Annotated in this window: 10 protein-coding genes; all 10 read left to right on the forward strand. The window is 46.6% G+C overall.

The annotated features are described in order from the left end of the window. Positions 1-26: 26 nt before the first annotated feature. The 10 genes from ACKU40_RS17000 to ACKU40_RS17045 all read left to right on the forward strand — a co-directional run bounded on the left by ACKU40_RS17000 (position 27) and on the right by ACKU40_RS17045 (position 22,477). Complete coding sequence (locus ACKU40_RS17000; RefSeq protein ID WP_320173975.1) at positions 27-845, forward strand: efflux RND transporter periplasmic adaptor subunit; 819 nt, start codon at positions 27-29, stop codon at positions 843-845. Beyond that, on the forward strand, positions 842-2,197 hold the full coding sequence (locus ACKU40_RS17005; RefSeq protein ID WP_320173976.1) for an HlyD family efflux transporter periplasmic adaptor subunit: 1,356 nt from the start codon (positions 842-844) through the stop codon (positions 2,195-2,197). The genes ACKU40_RS17000 and ACKU40_RS17005 overlap by 4 nt, the downstream gene beginning before the upstream one ends. A 12-nt stretch (positions 2,198-2,209) precedes the next feature. Continuing rightward, the gene (locus ACKU40_RS17010) at positions 2,210-2,476 is read left to right on the forward strand and encodes a hypothetical protein (protein WP_320173977.1); all 267 of its coding nucleotides are present in this window, start codon (positions 2,210-2,212) and stop codon (positions 2,474-2,476) included. A 4-nt stretch (positions 2,477-2,480) separates the two neighbouring features. Then, entirely contained in the window at positions 2,481-4,592 is a 2,112-nt protein-coding gene (locus ACKU40_RS17015; protein ID WP_320173978.1) for an HlyD family efflux transporter periplasmic adaptor subunit, read from the forward strand. Between the two features lie 331 nt (positions 4,593-4,923). Beyond that, complete coding sequence (locus ACKU40_RS17020) at positions 4,924-5,466, forward strand: TnsA endonuclease C-terminal domain-containing protein (RefSeq protein ID WP_320173979.1); 543 nt, start codon at positions 4,924-4,926, stop codon at positions 5,464-5,466. After that, on the forward strand, positions 5,459-7,552 hold the full coding sequence (locus ACKU40_RS17025) for a Mu transposase C-terminal domain-containing protein (RefSeq protein ID WP_320173980.1): 2,094 nt from the start codon (positions 5,459-5,461) through the stop codon (positions 7,550-7,552). The genes ACKU40_RS17020 and ACKU40_RS17025 overlap by 8 nt, the downstream gene beginning before the upstream one ends. Continuing rightward, positions 7,553-9,214 carry an AAA family ATPase gene (locus tag ACKU40_RS17030; RefSeq protein WP_320173981.1) on the forward strand — a complete coding sequence of 554 codons (1,662 nt, stop codon included), beginning with the start codon at positions 7,553-7,555 and terminating at the stop codon, positions 9,212-9,214. It abuts the gene before it with no gap. A 9-nt stretch (positions 9,215-9,223) separates the two neighbouring features. Next, positions 9,224-10,735 carry a TnsD family Tn7-like transposition protein gene (locus ACKU40_RS17035; RefSeq protein WP_320173982.1) on the forward strand — a complete coding sequence of 504 codons (1,512 nt, stop codon included), beginning with the start codon at positions 9,224-9,226 and terminating at the stop codon, positions 10,733-10,735. 5 nt (positions 10,736-10,740) lie between these two features. Continuing rightward, complete coding sequence (locus ACKU40_RS17040; protein WP_320173983.1) at positions 10,741-12,351, forward strand: Tn7-like element transposition protein TnsE; 1,611 nt, start codon at positions 10,741-10,743, stop codon at positions 12,349-12,351. Between the two features lie 559 nt (positions 12,352-12,910). Beyond that, positions 12,911-22,477 carry a DUF4347 domain-containing protein gene (locus ACKU40_RS17045; RefSeq protein WP_320173984.1) on the forward strand — a complete coding sequence of 3,189 codons (9,567 nt, stop codon included), beginning with the start codon at positions 12,911-12,913 and terminating at the stop codon, positions 22,475-22,477. Positions 22,478-22,499 lie beyond the last annotated feature (22 nt).

Here is a 22,499-nt window from a genome sequence, read left to right on the forward strand (position 1 = left end):
CGGCTATTATTTTGTAATTGAGCGATATGATAAAATTGATTCCAGCCCTAATCCTGATTGCATTGCAACTGGCATTTGTGCCTGCTGTATTTGCCGGAAATTCGTCACTACCTTCCTTCCCAGATTTCTCGGAACAGGACGCAAAGATAGACGCTGAATCCCACAAATCCCCGCAGAGTACATATAGCGTAGTCTTCTATCCGCGTAAGGAAGTAATCCTTTCCGCAGAGGTTGAATCTACAGTCAGTCATATTGCAAAGGAGTTTGGGCAGTCTTTTAAAAAGGGGCAGGTGTTGATTAAGCTCGACCCGCAGATATTCATCTGGAGGCAGGACAAAGCCAAGGCCATGCATGCCGAGGCCGCAGCAACTTTCAAGGTTACTGAAGAACTGTATCAGGATAAATCGCGATCCATCATCGATTTGGAAAAAGCACGGGCAGAATTGAGCATTGCCAAGGCCAATATGCGGATTGCAGGCAAGGAAGTCAGCTTCTGTACCATTACGGCCCCTTATTCTGGACGGGTTGAAAAACTGCTGGTTGATGAACGGGAATGGGTGGAGGCGGGCACTCCGCTGATCAAGATTGTCAGCGACTCAGTGCTGCTGGCCCGCACGCTAGTCCCGTGGAACGTGCTGAAGTCCTTTCCCATTGGGAAGCAGGTAACTATAGAACTTACCAATGGCGAGACTGTGACAGGAAAGGTCTCCCATGTGGGCGCGGTCATGGATTCCGCCAGCCAGACCTTTGAAGTGAAGATCGAGGTGCCTAATTCAAAACGGAAGCTGAAATGCGGCATGACCGGCCACATTCCCATGCCTGTAGATGAGGTTGCCACGCGATGAGTAGCGAACAGCACCCGGCAATGATCCTGCACCAGCTTACTACTGAATTTTTGGCGGCAGAGGATAAAAAACAACTTTATTTTCGGCTGCTCAACCGTTCCATTTCTCTCTGTGGATACAAGCGGGCGGTGCTGTTCAAGGTTGATGGTAAGCGTGCAAAATTTCAGGCTGTATCTGGTAAATCCGGAGTGGACAGCTATTCCGAGATGGTCGAGAAATGGGAGAAGCTGGCCTCATCCGTCACTGAAAAAGATAGCCCGCAACAGCTGAGCGTAAGCTCTTTTCCTGCTAAAGAAGCGGCGCACTGGCAATTCCTCAGCGACCATACCAACGGCCTTTCCGTATACTGGCTGCCCATAAAGCCGTGGGGCAAAACCAGATACGTTCTCTGGTTCGAACGCTGGGAGCAGGATGAATGGGCCGAACGGGATCTGCAGCTGCTCAGCCTTGTAGGTGTCAGCGCAAAATCTGCTTTTGAGCGGCTGGAGCCGGAAACATTATGCCGCCGCATAAGCGGGAAGCTTTTCAGCTGGCGGCGGTTTTTGGTTTCCATTGTTGTTCTGTTGGCAGTGCTACTCTCGTGGCGGGTTCCTCTTCGGGTCGTCGCACCGTGTGAAATAATTCCGGAAGATCCGTTTATTGTTACCGCACCTCTTTCCGGTGTTGTTTCCGAAGTCTTTGTCGAATCCGGTGATCAAGTAAAAGTGGGCAGTCAGCTTTTTGGTTATGATCCCCGTGTGGTTAATGAAGAGTTAAAAATAGCTCAGCACCAAGTAAATATGCTTGAAACCACCATGACGAATACCGGATTCGAAGCGCTAAAACGTGCAAAAGCCAAAGCTGAGCTTTCCATCCTCAGGTTTCGTTTGGAGCAGGAAAAAATCAGGTTGCAGATGGCGGAATATCGGGCCTCCATGTTAAATGTCAGGGCGGATGTTCCCGGCTCAATCATCGTGGATAATCCTGATGAATGGCGTGGCAGGCCAGTCGAAGTTGGGCAGAAGGTGCTCATGGTGGTTGATCCGCAGAACATCAACCTGCGCATCTGGCTTCCAGAAGCGGATAATGTGAATTTCAGCAACAGCACCGAAGTGAAAGTGTTGCTCAATGCTTTTCCTGATGACTCATTAAATGCGCATCTAAAATACGTGGCTCAGAGTGTTTCCGTGAGTCCTGAAGGTGTCCCTTCGGTTATGGCGGAAGGAACCTTTGCTGATCTTGCTGACAGGGCAGATGAAAAGCTAAGGATCGGCTTGAAAGGGTCGGCTGTGCTTTATGGTGATAAAGTGTCGGTTGCCTACTGGTTGTTGCGCAAACCGTGGGCTTCGGCTCGAAGAATAATGGGAATTTAAAGGAGAAAAGATATGGCAGACGAAAGCAATGATCTCAAAGTGGTTATCCCCAACGATCTCGACTACAAGTTCCGTGATTTTTTTAATGTAAATGCTTCCGCTACGGAAGTGGTTATCGAAATGGGTAATGTGCATCGCTCGGTGCAGAATGAAGCCGTGCTCCGTGATCGCGTTGTGTTCTCCATTCCCGGAGCAATCCAGCTCAAGGACGCGCTGAATTCCGCCCTTGCAGAAGTGGAACGCCAGATCCGGGAAGCATCAGAAAACAACAAAGGCTGATCTTATGATTTCAGGGGACACCCCCCTTCCGGTCCTGCGCCCGGACCTAGAGATTATTCCGGGCCCCAAAGCCCATGACGGCTCACCGACAACGGTTGTTTATGATCCTCTTGCAAGATCGTATAACCGTTTTTCGTGGTTTGAGTTTGCGGTAATCAGATTGTTGGGACAGCCGCACACTCTGGATGAAGTGGTTGCCTTGCTGGATCGGGATACAACCATGAGTCCTACGGTCGAGGACGTCCTGAAAGTTTGTCAGGAACTGGTGCAACAAGGATTGACTGTAAACACTCTTATCCAGCAACCGGAACAGCTTGAAAAGGAAGTAAAAGCCAGAACGCCGCACTGGTTCAAATGGCTTTTGCACCATTATTTGTACTTCCGTATCCCTCTTTTACGCCCTGATGCTTTTCTTGGTAAGACAATCAGCTTCGTGTGTCCGTTGGCCTCCACTACGGCCTTTGCCTTATACTTTATTTGCGGAATTGTGGGTTTGATTCTGGTCAGCATGCGCCATGAGCAATTCTTCCATACCTTTCAGTATTTTTTCAACATCAAAGGGTTGCTCTATTACGGCACAGCCATAACACTCGTAAAAATTATTCACGAATTCTCGCACGCCTACACTGCCAAAGCGCACGGATTAAGGGTCCCGGTAATGGGTGTGGCCTTCATCGTACTCTGGCCGGTGGCTTATTGCGATGTAACCGATGCCTGGCGTATACCTAAGCAGCGAGAACGACTGCCAGTAGCCGCAGCCGGGATAATCGCGGAATTGGTTATTGCCGGGTTTTGTCTCGTAGGCTGGGCCAGCACACAGCCGGGATTGCTGAACAGTCTGTTCTTCGTAGTCTCCACGGCATCGCTTATTTCTACTTTGCTGGTAAACCTGAACCCGGCCATGAGTTTTGATGGTTATTATCTTTTCATGGATGTCTCAGGTATCGATAACCTGCGCTCAAGGTCTTTTAATTATCTGCGCTGGTTGTTTCGTACCTCCTGTCTTGGGATGCAGCTCGTTGCCTCGGAGAAGCCCAAAGGCTGGCGCAAATTTCTATATGTCACATATTCCATATATTCATGGGCATACCGTTTCTTTCTATATATCGGTATCGCCGTTCTGGTTTACTATAAGTTCACCAAGCTGCTGGGGATATTCCTGTTTCTGGTAGAAGTCTGGTGGTTTATCGCCCTGCCCATCGTCAAGGAGATTTCATCCGTGATAAAAATGCGCAAAATGCTTATTTTCAATGCCCGATTGATCACCTTTTTGTTGCTGTTCGTTGCGTTGACAGCGTGGCTCGTCTGGCCCCGTGCTCACACCCACTACTTCCCTGCCGTGGTCGAAGCACGCAACCTACAGCAGATTTACGCACCTTTCTCCGGTGTTGTGACTGAGATCAGCGGTAGTCGTGGAAAAGAAGTCAAAGTTGGTGATGAAATATTGAGTATAGCATCTGCTCCTTTACGGGCGGAGATAAGTGAGCTGTCCTTGCAGGAAAAGATTCTGGATACCGAAGCGCAGCTTATGTTTATACAGCACAACTTTTCCGCGATTCCCCAAAAGGAAGAGGAAAAACACCAAGTTGCTTCCAGATTGCAAGGCATCAAAAAACGGCAGGAATTATACGATATTTCCGCGCAGGTATCAGGAACAATCACGGAATGGGACCGCAATCTACGCATCGGACAACATGTACAGCAGAACCAGATTTTCGGAAGAATCGTTAACCCTGACGATTTATATTTTGCAGCCTACATCCCGGAAGAGAAAGTGGCCCAATTAACCGAAGGGGAAACAGCCCAGTTTTATCCAGAAACAGGCGCTGAAGCCGTTCCGGGCACCATAATAAGAATCAGCAAAAGCAAAACAGACTCAACTCGCCATATTGCTCTCACTTCACTGGCTTCTGGAGAGATTCCCGCCGCACAGGACAGCTATGGTAACACCTCCCTGCTTGAAGCGCGGTATGTGGTTGAAGTTAAACCGGATGGTCCAATTTCACTTCCGCTTGGCAAAAGTGGAAAAATACGCATGAAGACAGCTACCAGATCATATATTGTCGACCTGTGGCATAAGGTTTACCGGACTCTGGTTAAGGAGAGTAATTTTTAGCTGCCACATGACAGACAATTAGTTTGATAAAAATACTTCCATCATGGACCGAAATCACACCCAAAATTTATCAAACTAATTGTCTCTTTGTTAAATCTGCCGACCCAAACATGCGGCTTAATCGCTACTTTTTTATCAAACTTTATTTTCAGTCCACATTAGGGATATTGCTTCCAAGGGAAGATCACACCGAGTTTTTGGTCATAAATCCCGACGAACACATCATCTCTTTTCCGATCTGGAGCTGGCAGTCTTTTTAAGTCTTGATTGGTCTCCCAAAACAACTGAAATACGAGAACAGTTTCCTTTGCAGCAGGAACTTACCCTTGAGTTGGCAAAAAAATCCGGAATAAGACATCCTCAAGTTTCGGGAATTTTTCAGGTCATGTCTTCAGACTTTCTAGTCAACTCATCCGACTCTACCCTTTCGAAATTCGTACTGCAGGCAAAATACACTAAAGACTTAAGCGACCCGAGAGCAGTGGAAAAGCTAGAGCTGGAACGGCGTTACTGGGCGCATAAAGAAGTCCCGTGGTTTTTGGTTACCGAGAAAGAAATATCTAATACTGTTTTTCAAAATATTGAATGGTTATATCCTGATCAGCAAAGGACTCATGAATTAAGTGATTTGGCTGAACAATTGAAATTTTACATTCATCATTTTTCGAAAAATCCTACCTCAACTATAATTAAGATTTCAAAGACATTGGACGTTAAATACGACCACGAAGCAGGAGAGTCACTGGCTGAAATCAGAGGACTTATGGCTAGTCGGTTGCTATCTTTTGACGTGAATATCCCGTTCCGGAAAATCACCCCTGCGGACCTTAATTTTGTGGATGATGTTTCTGTATTGGAGGTAATCAATGTTTAGAATTAATGAAGTTTTTGAATACGAATCAACGTTATACCGAGTTTTGCAGGTACTTCCTGAGGAATTACTGTGGATTAGTATTGATGATCCGAAAGCAATGCCGGGAATCGTCTTAGTTCGAGATTTGATTGCTGCTTTTGATAACGCATCCCTTACAAGAGTGAGTGATCCGTTCGCTGGTCTTGCTTATGAAATGCCTGAAGAAGGAAGCAGTCTTCAGATTAAACGGGATCAAGCTTATGAGTTGATAAAAAGTATTGTCCTTGATCCTGGTTGCTATGATCCTAAAATTCGTGCTGGTAAAATAAATAAGTTGATTGCTGAGGGTAGATCTTCCAAGCCTACACTTTATAAATTATTACGCCGTTATTGGCAGCGCGGCCAAACTCCCAATGCATTGCTTCCTGACTATAAGAATTCTGGCGGGAAGGGTAAGAAGCGTAAGGCTGCAGGTATAAAACTCGGCCGCCCCCGCATATATACTCCAGGTGTTGGAGCCGTAGTTGACGATCAGGTTGAACGTCTTTTCAGGATCGTCATTGATAAATATTTGATGAAAGATAAAGGTGTTAGTGTTCCTTACGCGTATAGAAGATTCGCAGAGCTCTATAAGAACTATTTTCCTGAAGTTCCTGAGTCTGAAATTCCCACAAAGTGGCAAATGCTTCATTTTTATAAGCGCGAATACAGTCAGGTTGAGAAATTAAAAAAGCGTACAAATGCCATTGAATATAGGAAAGATGTTCGCCCTCTCAAAGGGACAGCCAATAGTAATGTTTTAGGCCCGGGATCTCGTTTCGAGATTGATGCCACAATTGCAGACATCTACCTCGTTTCAGACAGTGACCGCGGCAATATCGTAGGCCGGCCGGTTATCTATATGTTCATTGATGTCTTCAGCAGGATGGTCGCTGGCTTTTATGTCGGCTTCGAATCCCCATCATACGCTGCTGCGATGCAGGCGCTTGCTACGGCCATGACCGATAAGGTTCAGTTGTGCAAACAATATGGTTTTGAAGATATTACTTATGAAGATTGGCCTATTGTCGGGGTGCCGAATGCAATCCTTGCGGACAGAGGAGAGTTGCTTGGTCATCAGATTGAATCTCTTGAACGCAGTTTTTCCATAAGAATTGAGAATGCTCCACCCTACCGTGGTGATGCCAAAGGTATAGTCGAGCGGAGCTTTAAGACGCTTCAGGTTGACTTTAAGCCTTTTTCCCCCGGAGTTGTTGAAAAAACATTAATAAAAAAACGTGGCGGGAAAGACTACCGGCTGGCTGCCAAACTGCCTGTGAGTGAGTTTAAGAAAATCATTTTATCTTCAATTCTGTACCATAATAAGTTCCATTTTTTGAGTAAGTATGACCGGGATGTTGATATACCCGCAGACTTGGAAATGACTCCCCTGTCGCTTTGGAATTGGGGAATTCGGAACAGAACCGGTCGATTGAGAGTAGCATCAGAAGAAGCTCTCAGAATTAGTTTGCTCCCCCGAGTCAAGGCTACTGTTTCCGAATTGGGAATTTCAGTTTTTGGGGTATACTATACTTCTTCTGAAATTATGAAGAGTGGGTGGCTGCATCGCTCAAAGGATGTTCGCAGGCCTGTGGGGTTGCAGGCAGCTTATGATCCAGCTTCAGCAGATCATATCTATCTTTTTCCTTATAAGGGTAAAAATGATTACTGGGTCTGCACGCTAACAGATCGATCTAGGGAATTTCAGGGAAGTTCTTTCTGGGATGTCTGGCAGGTAAAGGATGCGCAGAAAAGGTCTAACGCGAAGACGAATCTGAAAGCAGAAGAACAAAAGCGGCTACATGAAGAGTTTGTGGCTAAAACGATTAAAGAAGCTGAAAGAAAATTTCCTGATACCAGCCATATGAGCAATGCCGAGCGGATACGTGGAATTCAGGGCAACAAAGCGCAAGAGAAGGAATCTGAGAGAGGTGTCCCATTTTATAAGCCGGAAAAGACGCGTAAAGATGAGCCTGCGAAATTTATTTCGTTGAGTGGTGGGTCTCAGGAAGAAGATTATAGTTACCCTGATTATACAGAAGAACTTTTTGATGATGAGGATATTTAGATGCCGCTTCCTAAAAATACTGTTTATGCTGTTTACAGGGGTGAAACTACACGGAAATATAAAGGAAATCCAAAGATTGAGGCTTTACCCCCTAAGATGAATCTTAAACAGATCAAAAAGTGTTTAACGGGTAAAGTTGAATTTGATGTGCGTGATATATACGAAGACGACATAGATAGAATTCACATGATTTCTTCTTTGCTTGATGACTTTTTTCAGCCTCTTACAACGCATGTTGAATTTGAAAGAAAATTATCTCTTCTGATTAGAAAAGGGTATGTCGGGAGAAATTTGGCTGATGGCTCGCTACGTAAACATCAGCAAAACGGCTATGAAAGAGTTATGGCTGGAGACCTAGACGCGTTTGTCTTTGATGCACCTATTTCAACGGCGTCGAGTCTGCTGCTAACTGGTGTTCCAGGATGTGGCAAGAGTTCGACGATTGACCGCATTTTAGCGACGTACCCCCAAGTTATTTTGCATGAAAAGTATGGTTTTACCCAATTAGTTTATTTGAAAATAGACTGCCCTCATGACGGCGGGATTAAAAATCTTTGCATCAACTTTTTCCGGGCCATAGACCGAGTTTTGGATACAGACTATGAGACCATATATGTAAAGAAAAGGCATAATATTGAAACCTTATTAAGTTTGATACCTCAAGTCGCTAATAAACACGGATTGGGGGTTCTAGTCATTGACGAAATTCAGCATTTATACAGTAAAAGCTCCGGTGGAGTTAATAATATGATGAGTTTTTTCGTGACTATGGAAAATACGATTGGCCTGCCTGTTGTTTTTGTCGGAACTCCTAAGGCGAGAGATATTTTTGAGAAGGAATTACGTTTGGCCCGTAGAGGAGTTGGCCTCGGTTCTTTGGTTTGGGAGCCAATGAAAAATGTTGCACCGATCGTTGATCCAAAATCAGGGGAAATTAAAACAAATGAGTGGCGGTCTTTTACTGATGCTCTTTGGAAGTATCAGTGGCTGAAAAAGCGTGATGAAGTCCTAAGCGAAGAACTTCGTAATTGCTGGTACGACTTGTCTCAAGGAGTGCATGATATTGTTGTTAAATTATTCGTTTTAGCACAAATGCGCGCTATCGTTACAAAGACAGAGAGAATAACCCCAAAGTTGATGGAGAAAGTCTATTTTGATGATCTGAAGCCTGTGCATTCAATGCTGGGAGCACTTAGATCTAAGGACCCGGAAAAAATAGCTCAATATGCAGATTTGACTTTACCAGGAATTGAACAAAGGCTTCTTGAATTATCAACCGTTATTACGGAGTCTTTGAGTGAAGTTGATTATGCGAGAGCTGCTTATGGAAGTAATAAAAAAGCGTTAAAACTTCATGATATTCTTTTGGCCGCAAACTGTGAAGAGTCCCAAGTTATACCGCTTGTACAGAAGGTTTTGGATGAGCATCCGGATGTTTCTAGACATGAACTGTTGAGGATCGTTTTAGATTGGTACGAGGCAAGCGATTCGAAGAATGAAGAACGTAAACCGAAAGGGAAAAAATCAGTACCTAAGTCAAAGTGGAATACGCTTGATTCAGAAGATTTGCGTTTTAAGTTTTCGCAGGCCAGCGGTGAAGACCTGTATAGGCAGCTAAAAAATGATTCACTGATTTTTGATGTGAATTCATGGCTGCAGTAGGTGTTTGTAATGCTCAGTTTTCCCGTGCCATATCCTGATGAGTTGATCTACAGCACCGTTGCGCGGGCCGGTGTGCATGCTGGATTGATGAGTCCTAAGCAGCTTCTTGATGAAGTATTTGCCAATCGTAAGGTTATAGCGACCCCGGACCTGCCATCCCATCTCAAACAAATTTCAGGACTATATTCGCACTCTTTGAGTCTTGATGTCACGAACATCATTTACAAACATACCCTTTTCCCGCTTTACGCTCCCTTCATTCCTGAAGATCGCAGACTACAGTGCATAGAATGGATGGCCGGACAATCTAAAGGAGCCGTACATCTTGCCCTTGGAGCAGCAGCTTCCCGGGTAAAGCAAATTCGTTTTTTAAGATATTGCCCTGAATGCCTTGATCAGCAACTCGCTCAATTTGGAGAGTACTATTGGAAGCGCAGTTGGCAGGTCACTGGTGCTGACGTTTGTCCGCAGCATGGCCCATTGTCTGATTCTCGAATTGAATTGCATGGCCGATACCGGCATCAGTTTTTTGCGCTTAGGCCAGATGTTTGTGTTGGGGAAGCTTGTGAATCCAGAAGTGTAGAGGATTTCTGTGTTGCTGAACGCATTAATGAATTGCTGAGTCTATCCCCGGTAGAATCCCCTTCCCTAGAACAATGGGGACTTTTCTATAAGCGATTAGCAGGAGATACTGACTGCGCAAAGGGCAAGAAGGTCTTGCACGATCTGGTTGCTGAAAAGGTAATTGCCTGCTGGACGGACCTATGGCTCGCAAAGAGAAGTCTTTTACCATCCACTAATTCAAATTCTTGTTGGTTAAAATCAATTTTCCGAAAGCATCGGAAGTCTTTTAGCTATCTTGAACACATTGTTGTTTTAGAAGCTTTACTGGGGTCAGAATGGGATTTCCACTCAGTCTTGAGCAATGTGTCCAGTTTGGAGTCAAAGAGCATTGTGAGCTGTCCTGTGGATTTTTCAGAGGATAATCCCAGTCAAGAAATTCTCGATATGCGCAGCTCGTGGGAAGTGTTCCTCAAAGAGTTCGGGGTGAAAAAGGCTCGTTCTTCCGGTGGGGCAGCGATCTATGCTTGGTTATATAGAAATGATCGAGCTTGGCTTATGAAGATTAATGGGCAGCTTCGTCGATCATCACGTTCTGAAAATAAGCGGGTTGATTGGGGAAAACGAGATCAAAATGTTTTGTCCAAACTGCAGCATATACAGCAAAGGGCTACTGCTGATTTGGAAGGTCCAAGGCGTTCCAGGAATTGGTATTTGGATCAGCTCGGAGCAAAAGCAACCGTCGAAACAAACCTCTATAAACTGCCATTAACAGTAAAGTTCTTTGAAAAATATTGTGAATCAGTGTCGGACTATCAGATTCGGCGGATTGCGGTTGCTATTCGCCAACTTGATGTTGACTGTGAGCCCAAGCGTAGATGGAAAATTTTAAGATTGGCTGGTCTGAGTGATGAACGAATTCGTGTTGAAGCTGAACTATACTTGAAAGAAGTGAGGTAGAATAGATGTCTGACTATGTGTTTCCCCAGTTTGATTCAGATGTTCGGATTGATTCTATTGGTGAGATGTTTAAAGCTAAGAACCATACTCGGTGGGGCGTAAATTTACAGCTTTATCGTACACAGAAGAAGTCATCTTTGACAATTTCCAATGCTCCTATTTTAGCCAGAAAGAGGTATCTCAACCCGACAATCGATCACGATCTTAAAGGCTGGGAAGAAAGTTTTTACATTTCAAGCACGAAAGAATGGCAGGCTGCGCGAATAGGAGATTGCCCGATTAAAAGCCTTGAGAAGGATAAACGACAGTTTTGTTTTGTCGCACCAATGAGAGGCGGGAAGACGGCTTATTTACCTCAGTTTGAGTTTGGTCGGTCTTTATTTTTTCATGATGGTTATCTGTCTAGGACAGCCCTTATGCCAGAGTGTCTGGATCTGGATTTTAATGTCAGCACTGATTGGAGTAACAATAGAGCGTATATAGAAATTATGCCTACATCCGGATATCCTTTAGGGAGCTTCAATGACTTGGATCGCCGAAATTATTTAAGTTGGATTTTGTTGGATGAGCAAGCCCGGAAATCGTATGAGAGCATCGGTCTGCATCAGAAAAAATATGGTTATCAATCAGGCAATTACCGAATGTGGGATTTCAGTTTTGATCCTCCTGAATTGCCTGGTGCTTATTTTAGTGTACGTGGGTGGTTCGATCAGGAGACCAAATCAATTTTTGTATATGAAATCGACAAAATTAAACGCATAAAGGCTGATATACCTGATGAAATTGACATGTTTCATCCTGAATTTACTACTCCCAGTCAGGAGCGCAATGAGAAAGGGATGCCAGTAGCCCCTAGCGGAGATCTCGCAGGTGCTCGCATACATGATGATGAAGATGCTAATGCTGATGGTAGTCGCATAATTCTTCCTAGCGATAAAGTCGAATCTGAATTCAGCAAGGCCTTTATTACAAATAGAATATCCAAAAAGAAACGAAAAGTAAGTTCGGCTATCCCCGATGAAGGTGAAAGCGAAAGGCATATTCTTGATGTCAGTGCTGAGGAAGCTATAGCCGGTCAAGGACATGCTGGTGCTGACAGGAATATAACCAATGATGTTACGGATAAAGCACACCTCTATGAAAGCAAATTTGATTGTTTCTTTGATATGGTCAATGTCATGACAAGCTATGATGGATGCGTAAGACATTCAAAGAAAATTTATGAACTCCCGTCTGTTGCTCGTTGTACAAAGCACCGTCTTTCAACAGGTAATCCAAGATGCATGGCTGCCATCGTATTAGAAGTTCAGGAGAAACATGTTATTTTGCTTGAGGTGGATACTTCAGATGCGGAAAAGGCTCTGTCTACAAAGGTTTTGCTTCCATATAACTATTCAGAATGGGAAAGTGATTTGAATAAGATCATGTATGGGCTTGTCCGCGGATCGCTTGTTTGGCCATCAAAGGTTTTGACTCAAGTTTGTGGCTTCGGAAGCCATATAGGAATTAAGCATCCGAAATGTGCAGGGGGGCATAAGGGCCTTCTTCTTCCTGATACTATTGAAGGGTGGGCTGGTCGGTTTTATGGACGGGTTGTGGAAATGGTAGGGGGGTAGAATAAAGAATTTTGTTTTGTTTCAACTTCTTTATAGTAAAAATGTTGGAACCGTAGAGGTTATCGTTCAACCCACCTATTTCTTTATCTTCCATAGGGATTGCTAAAGCCGTCCATGCTGTATTTTTGAATTTATCAGTTTGATGGATGTGAAAGTGCCCGAAAAACCACTGTGCTGGGTTGTATTGTTGCAATAGCAACTCAAGAATATCGCGCTTCGGATCACCAGAAAACCAACTGTCACCTTCTGTTCTAGAATCTTTATTTATTGAATCAGTGTTGAAGAAAAGACTTTAATTTAAACTATCCTGAAATACTTATTGTGTATTCATGTTTGGTTTGTTAAGTGGCTTTTTGTATTGGAGTTAGAGGGGGGGTAATGTCTCGTGCGTCGTATGGCGCTCACTCCTTAAAAAACGGATACAAGTTAGTTGAAATACGCCTGAATTTGAAATTAGGCGTGCTCTTTTTTTGCGGCTCAAGTTCGGATTACGGATATCTGTTGCTAAAGCCTTGTCGATTAAAAGTGTAGTTATGATAGTTTGTTCTGGAGATGATTGATGTTGATTAACAAGAAAGTTCAGTCTGATAATTCTAATGATAAACCCAGTCACAAGGCCTACGCTCTTGAACCGAGAATTCTTTTTGACGCAGCCGCGCCCGCTGTAGTTGCAGATCTGGTCCAGGCCGCAGATAATGCAGCCCCTGCTGATGCAGACGATAGTGGTGATAATGCACATTCCTTTGTGGATAATGCAGCTCCACCCGAGTCTGCAAGTGATGTTGCCGATGCCGATAACTGCGATAATGTAGTTGAAGCTCTTGAGGCTATTTCAAATGGCATGCCTCAAAAAGATAGCGAGTGCTCACTTGAGGCTGTTGCCGCAGCCGTTGATTTTTCTGCCGATGAAAATGGAATGAAGGATTTCGAGGTTAAGGAAATCAATATGGAAGGGGATGATTCTGATAATGACGATCTTCCGCTTGAGACCGGCCAATTCCTTGAGCTTAAAAACAGCTCTGATGAAAATTCTCTTGTCGTTGTCGACAGCAGTGTAGAAAATTATGAAGATATCCTTGCCGGACTTGATAGTGATGCCGAGGTGCATGTAATCGAACAGGGGCAGGATGGTATCGCAGAAATATCAAAAGCGCTAGCTGAGCGTGACGATGTAAGTTCCGTTCATATCCTTTCTCACGGTAGCAACGGCTCTATTTCTCTGGGCGGAACCCAGATTGACGCTTCAGTCCTTTCCGACCGGGCTGCAGAAATAAACAAATGGTCCGAGTCTCTTACCGCTGATGCAGATATTCTGCTTTACGGTTGCTCCGTAGCCGAAGACGGTAACGGGAAAGCCATGATCGAACAACTTAGTTCCCTTACCGATGCTGATGTCGCCGCATCCGATGATGCAACCGGTTCGGCTGCAAAGGGTGGTGACTGGGATCTTGAATTTGCCAGTGGTGAAATCGAGTCGAACATTGCGGATCATTATTCCTCCCTTGACGACTATGAAGGTCTTCTTGCTGCTCCGAGCATTACTGACAGTGCAACCAGTACTCGTTCAGTAGCAGAGGATACCAATCTTTCTATTACCGGCGTGACCGTCGGAGATTCTGATGACGACAACCTGACCGTGCAGCTGACTGTTGATCACGGTACCATTAAGCTGGCCTCAGTTGCCAACCTGACAATTGACGCCGGCGCTGACGGGTCTTCAACTGTCACTGTTACCGGCACTGTGGCTGACATTAACACTGCCCTGAGCGGTATGACCTTCAAAGGTTCCTTCAACTACAACGGCAATGCTGTGATCAGTCTCGCCGCTACTGACGCTACGGCTGCAGCCCCTGTGACAACTAATGGCAGCGTGACCGTAGAAGTTGTGCAGGTCAATGATGATCCCACGCTGACCTCCTCGAATTTGAGTGTAAATGAGGGGCAGGCGAACGTTTCTTTCGGTGAAGCTAATTTCGGCCTTTCCGATCCTGATATCGATTCAGGCCAGCAGGTAAAGCAGCAGCAGATCGTCCAGATCAAAAGTCTGCCTACAAAAGGCACCCTTAAGTACAACGGCAGCCCGGTCGCCGTGGGGTCTTCATTTTCTTATGACCAGGTCGCAAAGCTTACATATTCCCATGACGGCTCGGACGTAGCCGTGGGAGCCACCGATACTTTCAATGTCAATGTCTACGACGGTGCTGGCGGCGAGGCTGGGGTCACTGCCATCAACATCAGCCTGCAGCCTGTCAACGCGGCTCCTTCAATCAGCAGAAGTCCTACTGTTCACGAGGGTGAGACTATTTCATTGGGGCTTTCCGTAAGTGATGAGGAAAGCGGGCATGCCGACACTGCGGCCGATTCTTCCGTGACTATCGTTTCGGTCAACAACCAGAATGAAGGCACCCTTTTCCGTGATATTAATGACAACGGAGTTGTTGACGCGGGAGAGGCTCTTACTGGTGGTGAAACTTTTTCTGCGGATAATCTTGGGCAGCTTAAGTTTGTACATGATGGTGATGAACCCGGAAACACCAAGCCTTCCTTTGTTATCAACGTAACCGATGCCGGAGGTGGCGAAGGGGCAGGCAATAAACTTTCTTCCGGGGATCAGACTATCCAGATCTCCATGATTGAAGTTGATGATGACCCTGTGCTCGCAAAGAATCGTGACGGAGTTCAGGGGGGAGCGGATGATGACGGAGACGGGAATAATGAGAATTATGACGGCCCCGTTACAGGTGACTATCTTGATGTAGGAACCGCTTCGGTCAAGCTCATTACCAATGCAGACCTTCAGGTAACCGACATTGATACTTCCATACATAATCTCGCCTACACAATCACCGCATTGCCTTCGTATGGTAAAGTTCAGGTTCTGGTTGGCGGGCAGTGGCGCGATCTCTCTGTAGGCGGCAGGTTCACTCAGCTTCAGATTGATAATAATCAGGTTCGTTATTCACATATCAATAATGTTCCTCAGGACAATACTATAGATACTTTCAAGTTCACTGTTCGCGACTCCGAACTTAAGAGCTGGCAGGCTGCTGGTGATAATACGGGGCAAGAAGGTGCTATTTACGATGGTAATTCTAATACACTGAAAGAATTCACATTTAATATGTTAGTTGACCATTGGTCCGGCGGAGCTGGCGGCTCTGACGGTTCTCTTGCTGTTTTGAACCTTACCGGTTCAGGCAATGGTGAAACCCTTACCATGTATGAAGGGGCCAAGAACGTTCTTGACAACAGCAAGATCAATTATCGCTCATATTCCGGAGATCCCATGAATCCGGATTATGAGGTTCCCGCTAATGAAATTCTTTTCCGACTGACCACACTTTCCAGCAACACCACTCTGCAGAAAGATCTCGGCGGAGGGAATTGGACTAATGTAACCCGCTACGATTATTTTACTCAGGAAGACCTGAACAACAGCGCGGTCAGGTTGATCCATAATGGTTCCGAAGATTTTGTTTCCAGTTACGTTTTTTCAGTGACAGACGGAACCAACGATTTCAATCTTACCCTTAACGTTGATGTTACACCCATCAATGATCAGGCATCTGCATCTGGCGGAACTGTAGAGACAACTGAAGCACTGAACGGCGTTGCCGGGTCAGGCATCGTGCGCATTGATTCAAGTCATATGGGCATGAGTGATGTAGACGGTGCTAATGAAGTTGCTAAGCAGGCTGTTGCACAGGGCAACGCAGACAACTTCTGGTTCTCGATCAGTGCGCTTCCTGCGGATGGTGAATTGCAGTACTGGAATGGTGCTGCATGGACTGCCATTGCCGCGAACCAACTCTACAACGCCGGGGACGGAACCAACACTCTTTGGTTTTCCAAGTCCATACTCAGCGCAACCAATGTTGACGGAAGTACTTCCGGTATCCGTTATGTCCATAATGGTAAAGATGATGCGGCATCGCTCACTGACCTTTTCAAATTCTATGTGCGTGATGATCTCACTGCAGCGGGGAACGCTCTTGAGGTTCGCGCCAACCAGGCTGTGCCTTCTAATATTGCACTGACCACTCCTGATGGCGCTGCCCCGGTCAACCCGGTTCAGGCGTCAGATATAGATGGTAACAATATTAGTAATGAGGCCACTGTGAATATCAGCATCGCGGCTTTTAACGATCCTCCGCAGGTTACTGATCTTCATAACAGTGCAAACGATACAGCCACAGCTAATGACGGTTCGGTTCTGACTTCAAATAACGACCGTCTGGAAATGGCAGAAGGTGCCACGGAAACCATTCCTTCCGGGCTGCTTTCTGCAATCGATACCGATAACAACACCATTCAGCGCCAGTACAAGGTGACTGACATTGTCGATTACGGGACCCTGTTCCTGAACGGCAAGCGCCTTGGTGTGGGATCCACTTTCACTCAGGATGACCTTGATAACAACAGGGTAACCTACACCCATGATGGCTCTGAAAATCATGCCGATTATTTTACCTTTGTAGTGGATGATGGTCTTGCAAAGGATAACGGGCGTTTTGACATCATTATTACTGCACCTCTGAACGATATTCCGACAGTTTCCGTTCCGGGTTCCGATATATTTTATGATGTGGGTATTCCGCTGGATTTTGGCGGTGCAGGCAAGAAGATCACCATCGGTGATGCCGATGTTGCTTCGCTCACAACAGGGGAGACCGATTTTGTACAGGTCACCGTTTCCACTGACAATGCCAACTCCAGGTTCGCAGTTGGCGATCTGGTCGGTCTTAGTTATTCTTCCGGTGTCGGTGTCCGTGGCGCCGATCTGGTTCTCGGCGGTACCCTTGCTGAAGTTCAAGCTGCTCTGGATTCCATCAGCTACACTGTTGTTGATGCCGGAGACAGCGTTCTCGATCTCGACCAGACTGTAACCGTGACTGTTAAAATTGACGACCGGTTACGTGACGGTTCCGGTAATCTCACTGCCAATGCCAACGGCGGCAACCAGAACGAAGGTTCCGGGGCTGTACAGATCGTAAACGAAACAAATAACATTGTTACTGACACCTTTAAGATTCACGCATCAAAGGACAACGATGATCCTACATTTACCTCCACTCCCGGCCCCATTGCCGCGCTGGAGGATACATGGACTAATATTGATACCTTTGTGATTAATGATCCTGACGCTTTTACCAAGAACAACAACACGTTGATCATCAGCGTAACCAAGGGAATACTCAGACTTCAGGGTGAATCAGGGATCAACGGAAATGGCACTGGCACAATCACTCTCAGCGGAACTCTAGCACAGCTCAATACCTACCTGACCAAGCTGCAATACAAGGGTAATGCCGACTACAACGGCGCGGATACAGTCACCGTTAAATATAATGATATGGGTAACGTAGGGCAGCTTGGCGGTGGAGATGTTGTAGCAACGCAAAATATAGAAGTTCAGGATGTGAACGATGCTCCAACTTTGGACGCACCGAACGAAGACCAGTACATAATCTCAGTTACCCCCCTTGTGTTCAGCGCCGCAAACGGAAATCAGATTTCTATTGATGATGCCAAGGACCTGAATAACAACGGTCTGGATACCTTTACCGTGACTGTTTCTGCCAAACTCAGCGGTAACGGATATGGAATTCTGACTGTTGCAGGCGGCAGCGGTGCGAATGTAACAAATGACGGTACTAACTCCGTAACGATTTCAGGCACTAAAGCGCAGGTCAATGCAGCCCTCAATGGCCTTTCCTATGTGCCTACAGACTATGATGTGAATAACTCCCCCGTTATAAACGTTACTGTGAATGACCAAGATAACGGAGGTGTCCCTGTGGGTGGTGTAGGTCCTGCGAGGGAGGCAACGGACAATATTAACGTGCTTGTCAGTGCCGCGAACAATGATCCTACTACAACTACCGTCAATGCCAACATCGCCGGAACGGAAGATCAGTGGCTGTCAATTAACGGCGGCAATACAATTGTTTTCGCAGACAGTGATACCTTTAACTCCACGAACAACACCGCGATCATCACGGTGGGCAAGGGTATTGCCAATGTGACAGGGCAGGGGGCCGCAAATGTGAGCGGCAATAGCAGTAAAACCTTGACCATTACCGGTTCAATCGCTGACATCAACGCCACGCTTGCGACCCTTAGGTACAAGGGAGATCTGGATTTCAACGGAACGGACACCCTCACCGCTGTCTTCAACGATAAAGGAAATCTTGGTGTCGGTGGCGAAAAGACCGTTACCGTAACCCATACCTTGAACATCGCTGAAGTGAACGATGCGCCCACCAGAATCGGTGGTGCGGCGGCTACTCTGCCTACTTTTGTTGAAGATGCGGTCAATCCTTCTCAGGATACAGTGGACAACCTTATTTCGGCCAAGTTTTCTGATGCCAAGGATCAGGTTGCGGGCGGTTCAAACGCCGATACCTTTGAAGGGATTGTTGTTATCGGCAACGCGGTCACTGCCGGACAGGGAACATGGCAGTACTCCATTGACGGTGGAACCAACTGGGTTGACATTGCCAACAATGTTTCCGCGACTAACGGACTGGTTATCGCCAAGGAACATCTGGTCAGGTTTAAGCCTGCACAGGATTACAACGGCACTCCCGGTCTGCTCACTGCACGGCTGGTAGAGACCGGCGGTAATGATACTACCGGGGCGACTGTAAATGTTTCCGGCGGTAATTCCGGAGGCACTACGACCTATTCCAATTCTTCTAATCAGGTGACTATCGGGACGTCCATTACTGCGGTTAACGATACGCCGACCACACCCATAGCCAATGCGGGTGTGAATGCCATAGAGGACCAGTGGTCGGCAATCAATGGCGGCGGCCTTGTTTCTTTTGCTGATGTGGATGCCGAAAATACCGACAACAATACCGCAACAGTCACTGTGGACAAGGGCTCCATCCGTGTTACCGGGGCCGGTTCGGCAAATGTAATCAACAACAATACCAGCTCAATCACCATTACTGGAACGCTTGCCGATATCAACACCACTCTTGCTTCTCTTCAATACAAGGGTGACCTTGATTTCAATGGCACTGTCAATCTCTCCGCCCAGTATGATGATCATGGCAACTCCGGTGCCGGCGGTGTCGGTACCACTGTAGCACTTGCCAGAACCATTACCGTGGCTCCGGTGAACGATGCTCCTACCGGAACGGGAGCTGTCACTTTGCCGAATTTTGCGGAAGATGCAGACAATCCTTCGCAGGATACGGTGGATAACCTGATTGCAGCCCAATTCTCTGATGCCAAGGATCAGGTGGTCGGCGGTTCTTCCGAGGACACCTTTGAAGGTATCGTTGTTGTGGGTAATGCCGCCACGGCAGGTCAGGGAATCTGGCAGTACTCGACTGATGGTGGGACAAACTGGGTCAATATTGCTACCAATGTCTCCGCAACCAACGGACTGGTTATTGCCAAGGAGCATCTTGTTCGTTTCAATCCTGCGGCTGACTACAACGGAACTCCGGGCAAGCTTACCGTGCGTCTTGTTGAGACTGGCGGTAACGACACCAGCGGAGTGATGGTGAATGTCTCCGGTGGTAATTCCGGCGGAACCACAACTTATTCCGATTCCTCTAATCAGGTGACCATCGGCACGACTGTGACAGGTGTTAACGATACACCGACAGCGACCATCGCCAATGCAGGAGCCAATGCCACCGAAGATGTGTGGTCTGCTATCAACGGCGGTGCGCTTGTGTCTTTTAATGATGTCGATGCGGGCAATACCAATAACAATACCGCAACAGTTTCCGTGGATAAAGGTACTATCCGGGTTACCGAAGCTGGAGCCGCAAATGTCAGCAACAACAATTCCGGTTCGATCACTGTTACCGGAACGCTTGCCGATATAAACTCCACCCTTGCCTCACTCCAGTATAAGGGAGACCTTGATTTCAACGGCACTGTAAATCTTAACGCTCAGTATAATGATCAGGGCAATTCCGGTGCCGGAGGTGCAGCGACTACTGTTTCGCTTGCCAGAACCATCACTGTTGCCCCTGTTAACGATGCACCAACTAAACTTTTGAATTCCGTAAGTCTGCCGGACATGACCGAGGATACGGTTACCCCCTCCAAGGATACCGTAAGCAATTTGCTTAGCGCAGCCTTCAGCGATGCCAAGGATCAGGTTGTTGGCGGAACATCTGCTGATGCCTTTGTCGGGGTTGCTGTAGTTGGTAATGCCTCTACTGCGGCACAGGGCGTCTGGCAGTATTCCACCGATGGAACGAACTGGACTGCCATTCCTACCAATGTAACAGCTGTAACCAGTGTGATAATCTCCAAGGATGCGCAGTTGCGGTTCAACCCGACTGCCGACTACACGGGAACTCCTGGCGGTATTACTGTGAGGCTTGTTGAAACCGGCGGTAACATAACCACGGGCAACAACCAGAATGTTGCCGGAGCTAATTCCGGTGGTGCTACAGAATATTCCGATTCATCTAATGAGGTCGAGATCAATACCGCGGTAACACCTATTGATGACGCTCCTGTGAACACCGTTCCCGGTAACCAGACTATCGGCGAAAACTCAAACCTGACCTTTAGCACAGGTAATGGCAATAAGATCAGTATTGCGGATGTTGATGCCGGTAATGGTGAAATGAAAGTTACTTTGAAGGTTAACAAGGGAACCCTGACAATCCCTGGTCCCGGAGCAGTTAACGTTACCGGAGACGGTACTTCCGAGGTCGTACTCAAAGGGACTATCGCACAAATAAATTCTGCACTTGATGGTATGAAATATAAGGGTAATCCAAACTATCATGGTGCGGATACTCTGACTATCACGACAGATGATCAGGGCAATACCGGAGCAGGAGGACCTCTCTCCGATACCGACAGCGTGAATATTATCGTGACTAGTGCGGTTGATGATCCTCCCACCGCCGAGGATTTTACCGGAAGCACAACCCATGACAAGCCAATCACTGTTGTTCTTGACGGGGATGACCCTGACGGTGACCTCAATAATATGGAGATCAAGACTCTGCCTAATGCTACCAAGGGAACACTTTATCATCCCGACGGTACAACTCCGGTTCAGGTAGGGGATACTTTTACTCCTGATGATGCCAAGAAATTAATTTTCAAGCCCAAGCTGAATCAGTCTGGGACTGTTAATTTCAAATATTTTACCAATGACGACGGAGGTCATAGTAGCTCCGATGCAAAGGTTAAAATAACAATTACAATTCCTAAAGATCCGGAGACTGATCCGAAGCCTGACGACAATAAGCCTGATCCGAAACCTGATCCGAAACCGGACGGGCCGAATACTGACCCGAATCCACAGCCTGACCCTATCCCGCCTGTGGTTGATCCGGTGGTTAATCCTCCAGTTGTAGGACCGAACAGTCCTAATGACGGCCCCGTTTCTGTGGGGTACGGACAGGGTGGTGCAAGTACTCCGATTATTCAATGGGGAGCAAGAAATGCACTTTCTGCCAACGATGAAGCTAGACTCGGTGTTGACATAGATACCAGGTTCCTGATTGAACTGACGGATCAGACTTTTGAGGCGGAAAAGGCTTCAGAATTCAAGATTCCTGCTGCGGCTATTCATCATACCGATCCTAATGCCCAGTTGTCTTTCGAGGCAACAAGACCTGACGGTTCTCCGCTGCCGCCGTGGATTACTTTTGATACGCAAACCAAGGCGTTTATGATAACGCCGCCAAAGGATGTTCAGGTCAAGATGCCCATCATGGTTAAGGCTATCGATGATTTTGGTAATGAGGCCAAGGCTGTCTTTACTATTAAAATAGTCAAGGATGGGCTTGGTTCCAACAGCATTGAAGCTGGTCCTTTAGTGGAGGAAAGTCAGCAGGATGAAAGTTCGGACAAAGCCGAGCGCCGTCTCGGCGATGGTAATCAGCGATTGGGCGAGGGGGATCAGGATATTCTTGGTGAAGTTGACAGGCTGATCGAAAGCCTCAATGGACTTCAGGATTCAGAGAGCCAGGAGAATGAGGAGGGGGAAGCTGCAGGTCTGGAAGATGATTCTCATGCTGATAATTCCGACTTCTCTAGCCAGATGGCAAAGGCTGGTAGGAAGGGCTTTTTCGCGGATGTCGCTTTGATTCAGGAAGCTCTTTCCAAAGCAGTTAATAAACTCGGCTAGCCGGGGTAAACAAAATTACAAA

The sequence above is a fragment of the Maridesulfovibrio sp. genome, assembly GCF_963666665.1.
GTDB lineage: Bacteria > Desulfobacterota > Desulfovibrionia > Desulfovibrionales > Desulfovibrionaceae > Maridesulfovibrio.